This window comes from Streptomyces hesseae (assembly GCF_031845785.1).
In the GTDB taxonomy this organism is placed as follows: domain Bacteria; phylum Actinomycetota; class Actinomycetes; order Streptomycetales; family Streptomycetaceae; genus Streptomyces; species Streptomyces hesseae.
On the sequence record NZ_JAVRFI010000032.1, the window covers coordinates 30,441 to 44,332 of the forward strand.

General features: G+C 71.2%; 12 protein-coding genes and 6 tRNA genes. 15 read left to right on the forward strand and 3 right to left on the reverse strand.

The window, feature by feature from the left end; genetic code table 11:
* Nucleotides 1–9: 9 nt before the first annotated feature.
* Nucleotides 10–3,501 carry a sensor histidine kinase gene (locus RM609_RS31295; protein ID WP_311615501.1) on the reverse strand — a complete coding sequence of 1,164 codons (3,492 nt, stop codon included), beginning with the start codon at nt 3,499–3,501 and terminating at the stop codon, nt 10–12.
* A gap of 495 nt (nt 3,502–3,996) precedes the next feature.
* On the opposite strand from RM609_RS31295, the gene RM609_RS31300 reads away from it, so the two are divergent.
* The 11 genes from RM609_RS31300 to RM609_RS31350 all read left to right on the forward strand — a co-directional run bounded on the left by RM609_RS31300 (nt 3,997) and on the right by RM609_RS31350 (nt 9,435).
* Nucleotides 3,997–4,200: a hypothetical protein gene (locus RM609_RS31300; protein WP_311615504.1), complete on the forward strand. Its 204-nt coding sequence runs from the start codon at nt 3,997–3,999 to the stop codon at nt 4,198–4,200.
* Nucleotides 4,201–4,319: 119 nt separating this feature from the next.
* Nucleotides 4,320–5,102: a fumarylacetoacetate hydrolase family protein gene (locus RM609_RS31305; RefSeq protein WP_311615506.1), complete on the forward strand. Its 783-nt coding sequence runs from the start codon at nt 4,320–4,322 to the stop codon at nt 5,100–5,102.
* Nucleotides 5,095–6,570, forward strand: a complete 1,476-nt coding sequence (gene gltX / locus RM609_RS31310) for a glutamate--tRNA ligase (protein WP_311615507.1) — start codon at nt 5,095–5,097, stop codon at nt 6,568–6,570. Before RM609_RS31305 ends, gltX begins: the two co-directional genes overlap by 8 nt.
* 222 nt (nt 6,571–6,792) lie before the next feature.
* Nucleotides 6,793–6,864 (forward strand) — tRNA-Gln (locus tag RM609_RS31315).
* 96 nt (nt 6,865–6,960) lie between these two features.
* Nucleotides 6,961–7,033: transfer RNA gene (locus tag RM609_RS31320), tRNA-Glu, on the forward strand.
* 40 nt (nt 7,034–7,073) lie between these two features.
* A tRNA-Glu gene (locus RM609_RS31325) sits at nt 7,074–7,146 on the forward strand.
* 40 nt (nt 7,147–7,186) lie between these two features.
* A tRNA-Glu gene (locus tag RM609_RS31330) sits at nt 7,187–7,259 on the forward strand.
* A gap of 16 nt (nt 7,260–7,275) precedes the next feature.
* Nucleotides 7,276–7,347: transfer RNA gene (locus RM609_RS31335), tRNA-Gln, on the forward strand.
* Between the two features lie 16 nt (nt 7,348–7,363).
* Nucleotides 7,364–7,436: transfer RNA gene (locus tag RM609_RS31340), tRNA-Glu, on the forward strand.
* Nucleotides 7,437–7,526: 90 nt separating this feature from the next.
* On the forward strand, nt 7,527–8,369 hold the full coding sequence (locus tag RM609_RS31345) for an MEDS domain-containing protein (protein ID WP_311615509.1): 843 nt from the start codon (nt 7,527–7,529) through the stop codon (nt 8,367–8,369).
* Entirely contained in the window at nt 8,356–9,435 is a 1,080-nt protein-coding gene (locus RM609_RS31350; RefSeq protein ID WP_311615510.1) for an anti-sigma factor RsbA family regulatory protein, read from the forward strand. Before RM609_RS31345 ends, RM609_RS31350 begins: the two co-directional genes overlap by 14 nt.
* On the opposite strand, the gene ndgR is transcribed toward RM609_RS31350, so the two are convergent.
* Entirely contained in the window at nt 9,407–10,135 is a 729-nt protein-coding gene (gene ndgR, locus RM609_RS31355; protein ID WP_126916265.1) for an IclR family transcriptional regulator NdgR, read from the reverse strand. The two genes, RM609_RS31350 and ndgR, sit on opposite strands and share 29 nt — an antisense overlap.
* A 100-nt stretch (nt 10,136–10,235) precedes the next feature.
* Here ndgR and leuC point away from each other — a divergent pair, with 100 nt between their 5' ends.
* The 4 genes from leuC to RM609_RS31375 all read left to right on the forward strand — a co-directional run bounded on the left by leuC (nt 10,236) and on the right by RM609_RS31375 (nt 13,499).
* Nucleotides 10,236–11,672, forward strand: a complete 1,437-nt coding sequence (gene leuC, locus RM609_RS31360) for a 3-isopropylmalate dehydratase large subunit (RefSeq protein WP_311615512.1) — start codon at nt 10,236–10,238, stop codon at nt 11,670–11,672.
* A 3-nt stretch (nt 11,673–11,675) separates the two neighbouring features.
* Nucleotides 11,676–12,269: a 3-isopropylmalate dehydratase small subunit gene (gene leuD, locus RM609_RS31365; protein WP_311615513.1), complete on the forward strand. Its 594-nt coding sequence runs from the start codon at nt 11,676–11,678 to the stop codon at nt 12,267–12,269.
* A gap of 169 nt (nt 12,270–12,438) precedes the next feature.
* Nucleotides 12,439–12,684 (forward strand): SCO5555 family protein, encoded by a 246-nt coding sequence (locus RM609_RS31370; RefSeq protein WP_311615514.1) that lies wholly within the window; start codon nt 12,439–12,441, stop codon nt 12,682–12,684.
* A gap of 122 nt (nt 12,685–12,806) precedes the next feature.
* Nucleotides 12,807–13,499, forward strand: coding sequence for an HU family DNA-binding protein (locus tag RM609_RS31375; RefSeq protein WP_311615516.1), 693 nt, complete (start codon nt 12,807–12,809; stop codon nt 13,497–13,499).
* A 159-nt stretch (nt 13,500–13,658) separates the two neighbouring features.
* Here RM609_RS31375 and RM609_RS31380 read toward each other — a convergent pair whose 3' ends face one another.
* Nucleotides 13,659–13,886 (reverse strand): hypothetical protein, encoded by a 228-nt coding sequence (locus RM609_RS31380; protein WP_311615518.1) that lies wholly within the window; start codon nt 13,884–13,886, stop codon nt 13,659–13,661.
* Nucleotides 13,887–13,892: the final 6 nt, after the last annotated feature.

Below are 13,892 nucleotides of genomic sequence, written 5' to 3' on the forward strand. Positions count from 1 at the left end.
CGGACTCAACTAACGCTCCTGCTGATAGGTGGGGCCAACATTGGTACTGCCGGTGGCCGGGCCGTTGCCGGCCTGACGTCCCTGCTGGATGCCCCGGCGGAGATTGGTCAGCCGGCCGCGCACGTCGTCGGGCGAGCGCGAGACCTGCGGACCGGTCGTCGAAGGGGACTGCTGCTCGGCGGTGCCCTCGACGAGGTTGGCGCGCGGCACGCGCCGCGGCAGCCCCGAAGTGGTGGTCCCGCCCGCCGCCGGTTCCCGGACCGCCTCGGCCCGGCGCCAGCGCTCGTCATTGGGGGAGTCCCAGGCGCCCTGGGAGGCTCCGTCGCCCCGCTCGGTCTGCGGCCGCGCGGAGTCGGCCGGCTGGACGGGCACGCCCGCCGCCGGGGTCTCGCCGCGGAACCAGTTCGACTCCAGCTCCTCGAAGAGCGGGGACGGACCGGAGGCCGGCAGCTCGAACTGACCGGTCGTGCTGGTCAGCGGGTCCTCGGCGGCCGGCAGGGCGTACTGGCCGGTCGTGCCCGACAGGTCCTCGCGAGAGGCGGCCGGCTGCGGGAACTGGCCGGTGCCACCGGTCGCCAGGGCGTCCGGGGCGGGGCGATCGTACTCGCCGCTCGTGCTGCCCGGAGCCTCACCGGGTCCGCCGGCGCCCGGGAGCGCGAACTGGCCCGTGCCCGACTGCGGCCGGCCCGAGGGGTCGAGCGCGGCGAACTGCGAGGTGTCACCGGGACCGGCGGCCGGTGCCCGGCCGGCGTCGGCCGGCGCGGGGAACTGGCCGGTGTGTCCGTCCGGACGGCCGCCACGGGGCGTGTCCGTCGCGGGGACCGGCGGGAACTGCGAGGTGTCGCCGGGGCCGCCGCCGGGGCGCGGGGCGTTCGGGGCCGGCACGGAGAACCCGCCCGTGGCCTCGACGTCCTCGTGACCGCGCGGGGTCTCCTGGCCGGGGCGCCGCTCGCCGTCGGTGGACAGCGGCCAGTCGTCGACCGGGCCCTTCTTCGGCTTGCCCTTGCGGGTCAGGCCCGACAGACCGTTCTTGGGGCCCGTCTGCGCGGCCGGACCGGCGGCCGGGGGCTGCTCGGTGCTCCAGCCCGGCGCCTGCCGCCCGGCGTCACCGGGGGCGGCGGCACCACGGGCCGGCAGCTGCGGACGCCCACCGGAGGCCGGGGGCGGCACGGCGGCGGGACCGCCGTTGCCGCGCGGCGGCAGCGCGGGGCGGCCGTCGGCGCCCGGGGCACCGGTGCGCGGAGAGGTGTCGAAGAGGCTGCCCGCGGCGGCACCACCGCTGGGGCCGCCGGGACCACCGGGGCCGCCGTTGCCGCGCGGCACGATCGCCGGGCGCGGGCCGCCGCCGGGCGGCGGCACCTGGCGGCGCTGCTGGCCCGCACCGGCGGCCGGGGCGCCACCGGGCACGCCCGGGGTGCCGGGGGCCGGCTGCTTGTGGCCCTGGGCGACGTCGACCGGGAGCATGACGAGCGCGGTCGTACCGCCGGAGTCGGACGGGCGGAGCTGGATGCGGATGCCGTGTCGCAGGGACAGACGGCCGACCACGAACAGACCCATGCGCCGGGAGACGGAGACGTCCACGGTGGGCGGGGAGGCCAGCCGCTCGTTGATCGCCGCGAGGTCCTCGGGCGAGAGGCCGATGCCGGTGTCGTGGATCTCGACCAGCACCCGGCCGTCGGGCAGGGCGTGACCGGTGACCTTGACCTTGGTCTGCGGGGAGGAGAACGACGTCGCGTTCTCCAGCAGCTCGGCGAGGAGGTGGACGAGGTCGTTGACGACGCGGCCGGCGACCTCGGTCGGCGGCACGCCGCTGAGCTCGATGCGCTCGTACTGCTCCACCTCGGACGCGGCGGCGCGGAGGACGTCGACGAGGGGCACGGGCCGGGTCCACCGGCGGCCGGGCTCCTCACCCGCGAGGACGAGGAGGTTCTCACCGTTACGGCGCATACGGGTCGCGAGGTGGTCCAGGCGGAACAGCGAGGAGAGCTGGTCCGGGTCGGCCTCGCGGCTCTCGAGCTCGGAGATCAGGGACAGCTGACGCTGGATGAGGCCCTGGCTTCGGCGCGAGAGGTTGGTGAACATCGCGTTGACGTTGCCACGGAGCAGGGCCTGCTCGGCGGCGAGGCGGACGGCCTCCTGGTGCACGTGGTCGAAGGCCTTGGCCACCTGGCCGATCTCGTCCCGGCTGTGCACACCGACGGACTCCACGGACGTGTCGACGTCCTGCGGGTCGGTCTCGGACAGCTGCTTGACGAGCTCGGGCAGACGCTCCTGGGCGACCTTCTGGGCGGTGTCCTGGAGTCGCCGCAGCGACCGCACCATGGACCGGGCCACGACGAAGGCGCCGACGAGGGAGATGCCCAGAACGAGGACGATGAGGGCACCGTTGAGGATGGCTTCCTGGTTGGCCTCGTCGCGAAGCTCCAGGGCCTTCTGGTCCATCTCGGACAGCAGCGTCTGCTCGATCTTCGCCATCTCTTCGAGCTTGACGCTGTCCTGGTCGTACCAGTCGCGGTAACTGGTCTTCTCGCCCTTCAGCGCCTCGGCGTTGTTGCCGAAGGCGTGCTCGGCGAACGTGTTGGCCGCGGTGACGTTGGTGTCGCCACCGTTGAGGGCCTTCAGCAGGTCGGCGGAGTCACCGGCGCGGATGGCGGTGAAGCGACGCAGGGACTCTTCCTCGTTGTCCAGCGCCGTCTTGCCGTAGAGGTGGTCGTTGGCCGACAGGCCCGCGCCCTTGGGGTTGGCGAGCGCGGCGCTGAGGACCGCTCGCTGGATGGAGGCGTACTCCTTGGCGGAGGAGAACGACGCCAGCGCACGGGTCGAGGTGATCATGTCGCTGTTGCTGGTGGCCTGGGCCATGTCCTGGGACAGCGACAGCAGCGAGGTGATCAGCGCGTTGTAGTTGTTGACCGTCTGCGAGATGGACGCGTCCTGGTACGCGGTGCCGCGAATGGCCTTGATCTTGTCGAGCTGCTTGCTGATGTCGACAAGGGTGGTGCGGACACCGGTCATCGTCGGGTCGTTCGGCTTGACCTTCGCGGTCGTGCTCTTGAACGCGTCGATGGCCCGGTCGGCCTTCAGCCGCGTCGCGACGATCTGGTCGTCCTTGGCGTTGTTGCTGACGATCGGGCCGGCCGACCGGTCGCGCTCCTCCTGGAGGGCGTCGGCGAGCTGGGTCGCCTTGCCCGTCATCTCCGTGAGGAGCTTCATGTGGTCGAGCTGGTCGACGTTGATGAGAGCGTCGTCGATACGCAGGGCGCCCAGCGTGGTCGCCGCGACGACGGGAAGGGCGAGCAGCGAGATCAGACGGGTGCTGATTCGCCAGTTGCGCAGGGCTATTCGTGAGCCCGGCCCCGTGGGCCCATCCTTCTTCGGCTGTTCGGCGGCATCGCCGCCGTTCGCCGTGTCGACCGGCGTGCCGGCGGGCGTGCCGCGGTCGGTCGCACCGCGCGGCTCCTGCTCCGCCGCAGCGCTGCCATCCCTCTTGAAACGTCCCTGCACTAGCGTCGCAACCTCTGGACCAGGCGTCCCGCCGGGTGAGCGGAGGGACGGTGTCGAGTCGTGGGGGGACCGCGGTGCCCCCCTGGCGGTCCCCGGAATTCCAGCACAGTGCCGGATCTCCCAACAAGGCCGGTGGGGCGGGTGGCACAGTCCGTGACCCAGGGTGGGGGGAGCGGTGACGGATCGTAGAAGATTGCGCCCTTTATGTCGGACTTATTGCCATGAGTCATACGGCTGACCTCGGAAGGGTCCGGCTGTCCCAGTCGCCATGATCAGGAGCGGAACGTCAGGTTCAGCACGGCAATGTCCGTTTCGTGGGGGCGAAACCGCTGTCCGCTATGCCGTATTTTTCGGTTGCTTCGTGAGCAAACTCACAAGGAGCTCATGACTTGTCCGGCCAGCGCCTGGGGATAGGCGCGCCGTAGCCTGGTCCTTTGCACAGGCGGCGAAAACGTCCAGTCAACGCCCCAGAGATCGATAACGCGAGGCCCCCAAGTGAAGACCGCACCGTCGGCGCGTCCGTCCCTGAAGACCGCCAACCCCCGTCGCACCACGCTCGCGCACCTGGCGGACGCCGAGTCGCTGCGCGTCTCCGACGGCGACCGCCGCGAGCACGTCCTGGAGCTCCCCGCCGTCACCGCCAACCCGCGCCGCACGGTCCTGATGACCGCGCCCGTGATGGCCGTCCCCGCCGAGTGACCCCGTCCGGCGGCTGACCCCGCCCGGACCACGGCGGCGCACGGGACGCGCACGCCCCCCGCGATAGCCTGGGGCGTCAGACTCCGGCTCATCACGACACAAAGGGGAAGAAGCTTCCCGTGCGCATCGCCAGGTTCTCCATCGACGGAAACGTCGCTTTCGGCGTCGTCGAGGGGGACGCCTCCACTGAAGGCGGCCCTGTTCTCGACATCATCAAGGGGCACCCCTTCGCGGAATTCGAGCGCTCTGGGCAGAAGATCCCGCTGAGCAAGGTGCGGCTGCTGCCGCCCGTCCTGCCCAACAAGGTCGTCGCCGTAGGCCGCAACTACGCCGAGCACGCCGCGGAGCTGGGCAACGCGGTCCCCGAGGCGCCCCTGACCTTCTTCAAGCCCTCGACGGCCGTCATCGGCCCCGGCGACGCCATCGCCTACCCCTCCTTCTCCAGCGAGGTCCACCACGAGGCCGAGCTCGCCGTCGTCATCGGCCGCATGTGCCGGGAGGTCCCGCGGGAGCGCGTCAAGGACGTCATCCTCGGCTACACCTGCGCCAACGACATCACCGCGCGCGACGTCCAGGAGCGCGAGAAGCAGTGGGCCCGGGCCAAGGGCTTCGACACCTCCTGCCCGCTCGGCCCCTGGGTCGAGACCGAGCTCGACCCGAGCGACCTCGGGATCATGTGCACGGTCAACGGCCAGCAGCGCCAGCTGGGCCGCACGAGCGACATGGTCCGCTCCATCGAGGACCTGATCGTCCACATCACCGAGGCGATGACGCTGCTCCCCGGCGACGTCGTCCTCACGGGCACCCCGGCCGGAGTCGGACCGCTCAACGTCGGCGACGAGGTCGCCGTCACCATCGAAGGCATCGGCACTCTCACCAACAAGGTGATCAAGCGTGGCTAACGCGAACGTCCGCGTACGTTTCTGTCCCTCGCCGACCGGCAACCCCCACGTGGGCCTGGTCCGCACCGCCCTCTTCAACTGGGCGTTCGCCCGCCACCACGGCGGCACCCTGGTCTTCCGCATCGAGGACACCGACGCGGCGCGCGACTCGGAGGAGTCGTACCAGCAGCTGCTCGACGCCATGCGCTGGCTGGGCCTCGACTGGGACGAGGGCCCCGAGGTGGGCGGCCCCCACGCGCCGTACCGCCAGTCGCAGCGCATGGACCTCTACAAGGACGTCGCGAAGAAGCTGCTCGACGCCGGCCACGCGTACCACTGCTACTGCACCACCGAGGAGCTGGACGCCCGCCGCGAGGCCGCCCGCGCCGCCGGCAAGCCCTCCGGCTACGACGGCACCTGCCGCGAGCTGACGGCCGGGCAGAAGGAGGCGTACGAGCGCGAGGGCCGCGAGCCCATCGTCCGCTTCCGGATGCCCGACGAGCCGATCACCTTCAACGACCTGGTGCGCGGCGAGCTGACCTTCACCCCGGAGAACGTTCCGGACTACGGCATCGTCCGCGCCAACGGCGCCCCCCTCTACACGCTCGTCAACCCCGTCGACGACGCGCTGATGGAGATCACGCACGTGCTGCGCGGCGAGGACCTGCTGTCCTCCACCCCGCGCCAGATCGCCCTCTACAAGGCGCTCGCCGAGATCGGCGTCGGCAACGGCACCACCCCGTCCTTCGGCCACCTGCCGTATGTGATGGGCGAGGGCAACAAGAAGCTCTCCAAGCGCGACCCGCAGGCCTCCCTCAACCTCTACCGGGAGCGCGGCTTCCTCCGCGAGGGCCTGCTCAACTACCTCTCGCTGCTCGGCTGGTCCCTCTCGGCCGACCAGGACATCTTCACGATGGACGAGATGGTCGCCGCGTTCGACATCGAGGACGTCAACGCCAACCCGGCGCGCTTCGACCTCAAGAAGTGCGAGGCGATCAACGCCGACCACATCCGCCGCCTCGACGTGAAGGCGTTCGCCGAGGCCTGTGAGCCCTGGCTGAACGCGCCGCACGCCAACTGGGCCCCCGAGAACTTCGACCGGGCGGCCTGGGAGGCCATCGCCCCGCACGCCCAGACCCGGCTGACCGTCCTCTCGGACATCACGGCCAACGTCGACTTCCTCTTCCTGGACGAGCCCGTCGAGGACGAGGCGTCCTGGACCAAGGCCATGAAGGAGGGCTCGGACGCCCTGCTGCGCACGGCCCGCGAGAAGCTGGCCGAGGCGGAGTGGAACACGGACGCCCTCAAGGCCGCCGTCGTCGCTGCGGGCGAGGAGCACGGCCTGAAGCTCGGCAAGGCCCAGGCGCCCGTCCGCGTGGCCGTCACGGGCCGCACGGTGGGCCTCCCGCTCTTCGAGTCCCTTGAGATCCTGGGCCGCGAGCGCACCCTGGCCCGCGTGGACGCTGCCCTGGCCAAGCTGGCCGGCTGACGCCCGTTCGCCCCGCCGCGAGGGGCCCGGCAGCCTTCGACGAAGGGTGCCGGGCCCCTCGCGTACGGGGTACGTACGGCCGCACGGGCACCAGGCGGCTTATCGATTTTGGACCCCAGTCCACCTTCGGGTAATGTTCTTCCTGCGCCGCCCGAGAGGGCCGAGAGGCCGGAGCGGACGGCGCAAGCCGAACAAGACCCCTTCCGAGGGGTGGAGTTACGGTGGGGTATGGTGTAATTGGCAGCACGAGGGTTTCTGGTTCCCTTAGTCTAGGTTCGAGTCCTGGTACCCCAGCAAAGAATTCTGAATTCTGAGAATTCTTTCTTCGAAATTCTCTCGAAAACCACTGATAAGGTGGGGAGCGAGTGAATAAGCAGAAGCGCAGTGCGAGCCCCCGTTGTGTAGCGGCCTAGCACGCCGCCCTCTCAAGGCGGTAGCGCCGGTTCGAATCCGGTCGGGGGTACTGATTCCTGGAAGGGCAATCCCGGACAGGAGTCGCTAGGGCCCCCGTTGTGTAGCGGCCTAGCACGCCGCCCTCTCAAGGCGGTAGCGCCGGTTCGAATCCGGTCGGGGGTACTGATTCCTGGAAGGGGAAACCCGGACAGGAGTCGCTAGGGCCCCCGTTGTGTAGCGGCCTAGCACGCCGCCCTCTCAAGGCGGTAGCGCCGGTTCGAATCCGGTCGGGGGTACTGGGTAAAACCACCATGGGGTATGGTGTAATTGGCAGCACGAGGGTTTCTGGTTCCCTTAGTCTAGGTTCGAGTCCTGGTACCCCAGCGCAGTAGTAAAACAGGCCCCCGTTGTGTAGCGGCCTAGCACGCCGCCCTCTCAAGGCGGTAGCGCCGGTTCGAATCCGGTCGGGGGTACAACGAAACAAAAGAAATGCCCTCCGCTTCGGCGGGGGGCATTTTTTGTGCGTCCTTCCGTCCCTCACGGGGCGGCGGGATAATCCCGGCATGGTCCACGTCGGTGATCTGCGGCCCGGTGACCACGCGTGCCTGCTCTTCGGCTCGGACGAGGAGCGGGCCTTGATTCTGCGGGACTTCGTCCGCGGGGCCCTGGACGCCGAGGACAAGATCCTCTACCTGAGCGGTACCGGGGACACGGCCGGCCCCCCGGGGCTGACCGAGGTGCCGGCGGGCCGGGTCGAGGTCGTACGGCTCGGGGAAATCCTCTCCGGCCGGGGGCGGTTGGAGCCCGCCGCCCTGCTGCGGAGGCTGCGGAGCGCCGCCGAGCGCTCCCGCCGGGAGGGCTATCGCGCCCTGCGGGTCGCCGGGGACCTGTGCGCCGCCGTCCACGACGAACGGGACGTCCGCCGGCTGCTGCGGTACGAGGCGCTGCTGGCCGAGGAGTTCAGGACGGGCCAGGCCCTGGCCGTCTGTCAGTACGACATCCGCCGCTGCGAGCCCGCCGCCCTCGCCGCCCTGGCCTCCGCCCACGCCGGGAGCGTCGAGGCGGATCCGCTGGTGCGCACCCCCGAACTGGTCGTCGCCCGGACCCACCGCCCCCAGGGGCTGCGACTGGAGGGCCTCGTCGACGAGGGGGCACGCCGCTGTCTGCGGGACGCCCTGCGGTCCGTGGCGGCGGTCCGGGGCGACGTCAGCCTGGAGATGTCCCGGGTGGAGTTCCTCGACCTCGGCGGGCTGCGGCTGCTGATGACCTTCGCCCGCGCCCGGGCCGCCCGCCACTGCACCGTGGAGCTCACCGGGCTGCGGCCGCACCTGCGGCAGGTCATCACGCTCGTGGGCTGGGACCGGACCCCCGGCCTCCGGCTGGGGGCCGGGCATGGGCGGGACTGACCCGGGCGTCGAACCGGGCATTGATCCGGGCGTCGATCCGGGCTTCGTCCACCACGCCTGCCTCTACGGCACGGACGAGGAGTTCCTGGCGACGGCGCTGCCCTTCGCCCTCGACGGGCTGGCGGCGGGGGAGCCCGTCCTCGCCGCCACGACGCCCGCCAACATCGAGCTGCTGCGGCGGGCGCTGGGGGAGCGGGCGGGGGAACTGGGCACGGCCGAGACGGCGTACTTCGGTCGCCGGCCCGTGGAGCGGGTGTCCGCGTTCCTCCGCTACCACGACCGCCGCTCCCGCCCCGGGCGGCGGCTGCGGATCCTGGCCGAGCCCGTGTGGGCCGGGAAGTCCGCGCGCCAGATCGCCGAGTGGAAGCGGATGGAGTCGGGGCTCAATGTGCTGCTGGCCGGGCTGCCGGTCCGGATGATCTGCCCGTACGACACCAGGGCCGTCCCCGGTGACATCGCTCACGCCGCCCGGGCCACCCACCCGGCGCGGGTGGACGGGCGCCTGGTGACGCCCTGCGCCGAATTCACGGATCCGGAGGCGTATGCGGCCGCCGTGCCGCCACCGCGCCTCCCCGCGCCGCCGGGGGCGGCCCGGACGGGGCCCACGGGGCGGCTCGCGGAGATCCGGTCCTTCGCCCGCGACCGGGCGGGGGCGGCCGGGCTACGGGGGGAGCGGCTGGGGCTGGCGGTGCTGGGGGTGTGCGAGGCGGCGGGGTATCTGCTGGCGGGCGGGGGCGTGCGCCTTGGCGTACGGGCCTGGGAGGAGCCGGGGACGCTGGTGTACGAGCTGCTGGGCGCCCCCGTGGCGCCGGTGCCCGCCTTCGCGGGCTTCCGCCCGCCGGGGGCGGAGCCGCATCCGGAGGACGGGCTGTGGCTGGCGCGGACGATCGGTGAGTCGCTGGACGTCCACGTCCTGGGCGACCTGGTGCGGCTCACGCTGTGCGTGGCGGGCCCCCGCGCCTCAAACGCCGGCGAGGCTGAATTCAGCCCGTCCGGCGCTTGGGGACCGGGGTCCGGGGCCGGAGCCCCGGAAAGAGTCACCCGTTGCGCCGCAAGGCCTCCGTGAGGCGGATCGCCGCGTCCAGGACGGCCTGGGCGTGCATCCGCCCGGGGTGGCGCGTGAGCCGCTCGATCGGTCCGGAGACCGAGACCGCGGCGACGACACGGTTGGACGGCCCCCGCACCGGCGCCGAGACCGACGCCACACCCGGCTCGCGCTCGCCGATCGACTGGGCCCAGCCACGCCGCCGTACGCCCGAGAGCGCGGTCGCCGTGAAGCGGGCGCCCTGGAGGCCGCGGTGCAGCCGCTCCGGCTCCTCCCAGGCCATGAGGACCTGGGCCGCCGAGCCGGCCTTCATCGGCAGCGTGGAGCCCACGGGCACCGTGTCCCGCAATCCGGACAGTCGTTCTGCTGCGGCCACGCAGATCCGCATGTCGCCCTGGCGCCGGTAGAGCTGCGCGCTCTCGCCCGTGACGTCGCGCAGGTGCGTGAGGACGGGGCCCGCCGTGGCCAGGAGCCGGTCCTCGCCCGCCGCGGCGGCGAGCTCGCTCAGCCGGGGTCCGAGGATGAAACGGCCCTGCATGTCGCGCGCCACCATCCGGTGGTGCTCCAGGGCCACCGCGAGCCGGTGTGCCGTCGGACGCGCGAGTCCCGTCGCCGTGACCAGCCCGGCGAGGGTCGCCGGGCCGGACTCCAGAGCGCTCAGAACCAGAGCCGCCTTGTCGAGTACGCCCACACCGCTAGAGCCGCCACTACTGTTGTCCATGCAACGATACTCGCGTCTCACACTATGAAACGCAAGTTCATATTCTCCCAAGAAGCGCCACTCTGGAACGGACATCACCCACCCCACAGGAGAGACAGCGATGGGACGGACACTCGCGGAGAAGGTCTGGGACGACCATGTCGTGACGCGCGCCGAGGGCGAGCCCGACCTCCTCTTCATCGATCTCCACCTGCTCCACGAGGTGACCAGCCCGCAGGCCTTCGACGGCCTGCGAAAGGCGGGACGACCGGTCCGCAGGCTGGACCTGACCATCGCCACCGAGGACCACAACACCCCCACCCTCGACATCGACAAGCCCATCGCGGACCCCGTCTCCCGCACCCAGCTGGAGACCCTGCGCCGCAACTGCGCCGAGTTCGGGGTGCGCCTCCATCCGCTGGGCGACATCGAGCAGGGCGTCGTCCACGTGGTGGGCCCGCAGCTGGGGCTGACGCAGCCGGGCACCACCGTGGTCTGCGGTGACAGCCACACCTCCACCCACGGCGCGTTCGGCGCGCTCGCGTTCGGCATCGGCACCAGCCAGGTCGAGCACGTGCTGGCCACCCAGACCCTGCCGCTGGCGCCGTTCAAGACCATGGCCGTCACGGTCGAGGGCGAACTGCCCGAGGGCGTCACCGCCAAGGACCTGATCCTCGCGGTCATCGCCAGGATCGGCACGGGCGGCGGCCAGGGCTATGTCATCGAGTACCGCGGCTCCGCCATCGAGAACCTCTCGATGGAGGCCCGGATGACCGTGTGCAACATGTCCATCGAGGCGGGCGCCCGGGCGGGCATGATCGCGCCCGACGAGACCACCTTCGCCTACCTCGAGGGCCGCGCCCACGCCCCCCGCGGCGCGGACTGGGACGACGCCGTCGCCTACTGGCGCACCCTGCGCACCGACGACGACGCGGTCTTCGACCACGAGGTGGTCATCGACGCCGCCGCGCTCTCCCCGTTCGTCACCTGGGGCACCAACCCGGGCCAGGGCGCGCCGCTCTCCTCCGCGGTTCCCGACCCCGCCTCGTACACCGACCCGTCCGAGCGGTTCGCCGCCGAAAAGGCGCTGGAGTACATGGACTTGACGCCGGGTCAGGAGCTGCGCGACATCCGTGTCGACACGGTCTTCGTGGGCTCCTGCACCAACGGCCGCATCGAGGACCTGCGCGCCGCCGCGTCGGTCATCGAGGGCCGGGGCGTCGCCGACGGAGTCCGGATGCTGGTGGTCCCCGGGTCCGTCCGGGTGGCGCTCCAGGCGGTCGAGGAGGGGCTGGACAAGGTGTTCACCGCGGCCGGCGCCGAATGGCGGCACGCGGGCTGCTCCATGTGCCTGGGGATGAACCCCGACCAACTCGCGCCGGGCGAGCGCTCCGCGTCCACCTCCAACCGCAACTTCGAGGGCAGGCAGGGCAAGGGCGGCCGCACCCATCTGGTCTCTCCCCAGGTGGCCGCCGCCACCGCCGTGCTGGGACACCTCGCCGCCCCGGGCGACCTGCCCGGCCTCGCCACCGACGTACCCACTCCCGTGGAGGCCTGACCGATGGAAGCGTTCACCACCCACACCGGCCGGGCCGTCCCGCTGCGCCGCAGCAACGTCGACACCGACCAGATCATCCCCGCGCACTGGCTGAAGAAGGTCACTCGCGACGGCTTCGAGGACGGGCTCTTCGAGGCGTGGCGCAAGGACCCGGAGTTCGTGCTGAACCGCCCCGAGCGCGCGGGCGCCAGCGTGCTGATCGCCGGCCCCGACTTCGGCACCGGCTCCTCCCGTGAACACGCCGTCTGGGCGCTGCAGAACTACGGTTTCAAAACCGTCGTGTCGTCCCGCTTCGCCGACATCTTCCGCGGCAACTCGCTCAAGAACGGACTGCTCACCGTCGTTCTGCCACAGGAGACGGTGGAAGCGCTGTGGGAGCTGACCGAGAAGGACCCCACGGCCCAGGTGACGGTCGACCTGGTGGCGCGCGAGGTGCGGGCCGGTGGACTGACGGCCGGTTTCGACCTTGACGAGAACGCCCGGTGGCGACTCCTGGAGGGGCTGGACGACATCGACCTGACCCTCCGGAACGCCTCCGACATCGACGCGTACGAGGCCCGCAGGCCCTCGTTCAAGCCCTCCACGGCAAGAATCTGAGACCAATTCCGGCTCGTTTGGCCCAGTGTCGGACGGCCTTCGCGGACCCCGGATTACCGCTGCTCACCCAGGGTTTGGCATGATGCGCCCCCTGTCTTCGGACAGGGGGCGCATCGCATTGTTGAGGGCCTGTGGAGCGACAACTCGCCTCAGATGGCACAATCGGTGCATGGAACGCGACAGCCAACTCAAGCTTTACCGGCTCGTCGCCGACCAACTCAAGGAAGCGCACACAAGGGTGCGCGCACTGCAAGTCCCGGAGGGCGTACGGATGGCGCTGTCCCGGCAGCTGCTGGCCATCACGGCCTCGGCGAAGCACGATCTATCAGGCGCGGCAAGGCGTCTGGACCGGCTGATGAACGACCTCGACGAGGGCCGTTTCCCCGAAGATCCCGGCACGCACGGAACTCCGTGATGCGTCGGGTTCGTTGCGGCACAAGGGTGATTAGACCGTTTCGTGTTTGATTTGCGGTATATATCTGCCTAACGTGCGAAAAGCTGGAGCACTTTCCAGCCAATGTCTCCGAAGGGGAAGACGTGAACAAGGCGCAGCTCGTTGAAGCGATTGCCGACAAGCTCGGCGGCCGTCAGCAGGCCGCGGACGCCGTCGACGCAGTGCTCGACGCGATTGTCCGTGCGGTTGTCAGCGGTGACCGTGTCTCGGTGACCGGCTTCGGTTCGTTCGAGAAGGTCGACCGCCCGGCCCGTTACGCCCGTAACCCGCAGACGGGTGAGCGCGTCCGGGTCAAGAAGACCTCGGTGCCGCGCTTCCGTGCGGGTCAGGGCTTCAAGGACCTGGTGAGCGGCACGAAGAAGCTCCCGAAGGCCGGCGAGGTCTCCGTCAAGAAGGCGCCCAAGGGCAGCCTGACCGCCGGCAAGGCCACCACCAAGGCCGCGGCCAAGAAGGCCACCGCCAAGAAGGCGGCCGCGAAGAAGACCGCCGTCAAGAAGACGACCGCGGCGAAGACCACGGCCGCGAAGAAGACGACGGCCGCCAAGAAGGCGACCGCGGTCAAGAAGACCACGGCGGCCAAGAAGGCGACCCCCGCCACCAAGGCCACCGCCGCGAAGAAGGCGGCGCCCGCCAAGAAGGCGGCCGTGGCGAAGAAGGCGGCTCCGGCGAAGAAGGCGGCCGCGGCGAAGAAGACCGCGCCCGCGAAGAAGGCCACCACCCGCACCACCGCCGCGCGCAAGACCACCGCCAAGAAGACCACTGCCAAGAAGAAGTAAGGCAGCGGACGTACGGCGTAACGCGCCGGGCCGGGCTCCCCGTCAGGGAGCCCGGCCCGCGGCGTGTCCGGCCCTGCCGGCCGGACGGGACGTCCATGGCGCCGCCGCGCGCTACGGGCGACGCCTCGCGGCGCGCCCGGCGGCGGCTCCGGACCGTCCTCAGAAAGTCTGGAGCGTCACCAGGGTCACCCGGCGCTCCGCATGCGGCACCTCCGGGGCCCCCTCGGCCGGCGCCGCGAACTCGATCCGCACCCGCTGGCCGGGCCGCAGCATCAGCAGACCCCCGGCGTCGAACGCCGCCCCGTCGAAGGGCACGGGCGTGCCGTCGTCCAGGAGGACGCTCCCGGCACGGGTCTGGGGATCGAAGGTGTACGCGGTGGCCTGCATGCCCGA